The 4,305-nt window shown below is 70.7% G+C and carries 4 protein-coding genes; all 4 read left to right on the top strand.

Going from position 1 to position 4,305, the window contains the following annotated elements:
• Window positions 1-391 (top strand): enoyl-CoA hydratase-related protein (locus ACE3QP_RS21545; protein ID WP_374439099.1); only part of this gene is annotated, 391 nt, incomplete at its 5' end.
• Complete coding sequence (locus ACE3QP_RS21540) at window positions 388-2,385, top strand: biotin carboxylase N-terminal domain-containing protein (RefSeq protein ID WP_374439097.1); 1,998 nt, start codon at window positions 388-390, stop codon at window positions 2,383-2,385. The genes ACE3QP_RS21545 and ACE3QP_RS21540, both read left to right, overlap by 4 nt.
• Window positions 2,382-3,257: a 3-keto-5-aminohexanoate cleavage protein gene (locus tag ACE3QP_RS21535; protein WP_374439095.1), complete on the top strand. Its 876-nt coding sequence runs from the start codon at window positions 2,382-2,384 to the stop codon at window positions 3,255-3,257. Before ACE3QP_RS21540 ends, ACE3QP_RS21535 begins: the two co-directional genes overlap by 4 nt.
• A 99-nt stretch (window positions 3,258-3,356) precedes the next feature.
• Window positions 3,357-4,305, top strand: a 949-nt coding sequence (locus ACE3QP_RS21530; RefSeq protein WP_374439093.1) for an AMP-binding protein, incomplete at its 3' end; no start/stop codon positions are given.

The raw sequence follows: 4,305 nt of genomic DNA, 5'->3' as shown, positions 1-4,305 counted from the left end.
CCGCCTGCCCGAGACCTCGCTGGGCGTGGTGCCCGCGCAGATCGCGCCTTTCCTGGTCGAGCGCCTGGGCTACTCGCAGGCCAAGCGCCTGGCGGTGACCGGCGGCAAGCTGGATGCGGCGCAGGCCCTGCGCATCGGCCTGGTGCACCAGCAAGTGGCCAGCGCCGAGGTGGGCGCCGCGCTGCAGGCCGTGCTGGCCGACATCCTGGCCTGCGCGCCCGGTGCGCTGGCCGCCACCAAGGCGCTGATGGCCAAGGCTCGCTGGAACGCACCCGCCGCACTGGTCGATGAGGCCGCCGCCATCTTCTCCCGCGCTGCCCAGGGCCCCGAGGGGCAAGAAGGCACCGGCGCATTCCTGCAGAAACGCAAACCGAACTGGGTTCCGACATGAGCTTTTCCAAAATCCTGATTGCGAACCGGGGGGAGATTGCCTGCCGCGTGATCCGCACCGCGCGCGCGCTGGGCTACCGCACGGTGGCCGTGTACAGCGACGCCGACCGCGACGCCCCCCATGTGGCGCTGGCCGACGAGGCCGTGCACATCGGCCCCGCACCGGCGGCCGAGTCCTACCTGCAGTTCGACGCCATCCTGGGCGCCTGCCGCGCCTCGGGGGCCGATGCGCTGCACCCCGGCTACGGCTTCCTGAGCGAGAACGCCGCCTTTGCCCAGGCCTGCGAAGACGCGGGCGTGGTCTTCATCGGCCCGACCCCCAGCGCCATCGAAGCCATGGGGGACAAGGCCCTGGCCAAGCAGCGCATGATTGCCGCTGGCGTGCCCTGCGCCCCCGGCTACCTGGGCGCAGACCAGGCCGACGCCACGCTGGTGGCCGAGGCGAAAAAACTCGGCTACCCGCTGCTGGTCAAGGCGGTGGCGGGCGGCGGCGGGCGCGGTATGCGCCTGGTACGGCACGACAGCGAGTTGCAGGCGGCCATCGAAGGCGCGCGGCGCGAGGCCACCAGCGCCTTTGGCGACGGCACGCTGATGCTGGAGCGCCTGATCGAGAACGGCCGCCACATCGAGATCCAGGTCTTCGCCGACGCACACGGCAACGCCGTGCACCTGGGTGAGCGCGACTGCACGGCGCAGCGCCGCCGCCAGAAGGTGATCGAGGAAGCGCCCTCCCCCGTGGTTTCGCCGCAGATGCGCGCCATGATGGGTGCCGACGCCGTGGCCGCCGCACTGGCCGTGGGCTACAGGGGCGCGGGCACGGTCGAGTTCATCGTGGACGCGGACAACCACCACTACTTCCTGGAGATGAACACGCGCCTGCAGGTCGAGCACCCGGTGACCGAGTGCATCACCGGCCAGGATCTGGTGGAGTGGCAATTGCGCGTGGCCGCGGGCGAGCCGCTGCCGCTGGCGCAGGAGGACATCATGCTGTCCGGCCACGCCATCGAGGTGCGGCTGTACGCCGAGGACCCCTACGACGGCTTCGCACCGCAAACCGGCGCCGTGCGCTACTGGCGCCCAGAGCAGGCGCTGGCGGGCCGCGCCCGGGGCCAAGCCGCGTTTGGCGAAGTGCGCATCGACGCCGGCATCCGCGAGGGCGGCGAAGTCACCCCCTACTACGACCCCATGGTGGCCAAGCTCATTGCCCATGGCCGCGACCGCGTTGACGCCATCCGCCGCCTCATGGCCGCGCTGGACGACGCCCCGCTGCTGGGCCTGCGCCACAACGCACGCTTCTTGCGCGACCTGCTGGACCACCCGGCCTTCCGCGAAGCACGCATGCACACCACGCTGATCGACCAGTGGCAGCAGGCGGGCGAGCCCCTGCTGCGACGCCCCCAGCCTGATGCGCTGACCTGGGCCCTGGCGGCGGCCGCGCTGGCCGCACAGCAGGGCGGCGCCCGCCGCCCTGACAGCGTGGCCACCTGGGGCACGACACTGGTGCTCGCGGGTGGCAGCGAACAGCGCGCCGTGCGCATCCGCCCCCACGGAGCGCAGGTGCAGGTGCAACTGGCGGGTGCAGAAGGCTTCACCTTCGACAGCGTGCGCTGGCAAGACGAGCGCCTGACCTGGCGCCAGGGCGGCGTGCAGCGCAGTGCCGTGTGCCAGATGAGCGGCGGACAGATCACGCTGGCGCTGGGCGCCACGGTGCACGAGTTTGCCGAGCTGTCGCCCTTCCCGCAGAACGACCCGGCCCTGGACCCGAGCAAGCTGCGTTCCCCGGTGGCAGGCACGGTGTGCGCCGTGGCCGTGGCCGTGGGCGACCAGGTCACCGCCGGGCAGCCCTTGCTGTGCGTGGAGGCCATGAAGATGGAAATGTGGCTGCACGCCCGCGCCAGCGGCACCGTGTCAGCCCTGCACGCCCAGATCAAAGACAGCGTTGCCGCAGGCAGCGTGCTCGCAGAAATCGACATCACCGAAGAGGCCCCCGCATGACGCATGAAAAAGCCATCCTCACCTGCGCCCTCACCGGCGTGCTGACTAACCCCCAGCAACACCCGGTGCCCGTCACCCCCGCGCAGATGGCCGCGCAGGCGCGCGACGCCTACAACGCGGGCGCGAGCATCATGCACGTGCACATCCGCGCGCAGGAGCCCGGCATGGGCCACATGCCCAGCTGGGACCCGGACGTGGCCCAGGAGGTGGTGGACGCCATCCGAGCGGCCTGCCCGGGCGTCATCATCAACCTGACCACGGGCGTCATCGGCAAGGACATCAGCGGGCCGCTCGCCTGCATCCGCCGCGTCAAGCCCGAAATCGCCGCCTGCAACGCGGGCAGCCTGAACTACCTCAAGCTCAAGGAAGACGGCAGCTGGGCCTGGCCACCCATGGTGTTCGACAACCCGGTGGCCAAGGTGCAGCAGTTCCTCGACGTGATGGAGGAATGCGGCACGCACCCCGAGTTCGAGTGCTTCGACGTGGGCATCGTGCGTTCGGTCACCATGTACATCAAGAACGGCATGCTCAAGCCCGCCATGGGCCGCCCCGAATACAACCTGGTGATGGGTGTGGCCTCGGGCATGCCCTGCGACGCGCGCCTGCTGGAACTGCTGCCGCAGTGGATGGCCCCCGGCGCCGTGTGGCAGAGCACGCTGATCGGCCGCCAGGAGATCTGGCCCGTGCACCAAAAGACGGCCGACCTCGGCGGCATGCTGCGCACCGGCCTGGAAGACACCTTCTACCTGCCCGACGGCAGCCGTGCCAGCGGCAACGGCCCGCTGATCGATGCGCTGGCGCTGTGCGCACGCAACGCGGGCCGCGCCATTGCATCCCCCGCCGAGGCCCGCCAAATGTTGGGTTTGGCCTGAACTTCACCCGGCCTGTGCGCGACAGGCCCCCGCCAGAGGGGCCGACGCGCCGCCTGCACGCAACGCTGCAGGCTACCCCAAAAAATTGGAGACAAACGCATGCCAACCTCCCCAGCGCAGAGCGGGCCGCAGGCCGCGCGCGACCAGCGCTTCCAGAGCATCCCGGCCCGCTTCGTGGCCACCAGCCAGCGCCAGCCGCAGGCGCCCGCCTATTTCGAGCGCGACGCCAGCAGCTGGCAGCCCACCACCTGGCAGGAATACGCCCAGCAGGTGCGCCAGGCCGCCCGTGCGCTGGTGGCGCTGGGCGTGCAACCCGGCGACGCGGTATGCATCCTGGGCTTCAACCGCCCCGAATGGACCACCATGGACCTGGCCGCCATGATGGTGGGTGCCATGGCCGCAGGCATCTACTGGAGCAGCGCGGCCAACGAGATCGCCTACATCGTCGAGCACAGCGGCTGCGCCGTGCTGCTGGTGGAAAACGAGACGCAATGGGCCAAGGCAGCGGCAGAGCCCCAGGCGCTGGCCCGCCTGCGCGCCACCGTGCTCATGCGCCAAGCGCCGGATGATGCCCAGCCGCAGGTGCCCGAGGGCGTGGCCGCGCCCATGGCCTGGGAGCAGTTTCTGGCGCTGGGCGGCATGGAGCACGATGCCGAGGTGCAGCGCCGCATGGACGCGATCCGCGAGGAGGACATCGGCACGCTGATCTACACCTCGGGCACCACGGGCCACCCCAAGGCCGTGGAGCTGACGCACGCCAACCTGAGCTGGACCTCGGCCGCGCTGTCGGCCGCCTTCCAGGTGGGCCCGCAGGACCGGCTGATTTCCTACCTGCCGCTGGCGCACATCGCCGAGCAGCATGGCTCCATCTGCAACCACGCGCTGGCGGGCTACCAGCTCTACTTCGCGCGCTCGCTGGAGAGCCTGGGCGAGCACCTGCAGGAAGTGCACCCCACGGTGTTCTTCGGCGTGCCGCGCGTGTGGGAGAAGATGCAGGCCGCGATCGCCACCAAGCTGGCGGGCGCCACGGGCGCCAAGGCCCGGCTGG

Source organism: Inhella sp. (assembly GCF_041912635.1).
Lineage (GTDB): Bacteria > Pseudomonadota > Gammaproteobacteria > Burkholderiales > Burkholderiaceae_C > Inhella.
This window is presented reverse-complemented; position numbering and strand designations above follow the sequence as displayed.

Excerpts from the sequence above, each read along its gene's own strand:
- ACE3QP_RS21540 (WP_374439097.1), top strand. The coding sequence starts at position 388 with ATGAGCTTTTCCAAAATCCTGATTGCGAACCGGGGGGAGATTGCCTGC.
- ACE3QP_RS21535 (WP_374439095.1), top strand. The coding sequence starts at position 2,382 with ATGACGCATGAAAAAGCCATCCTCACCTGCGCCCTCACCGGCGTGCTG.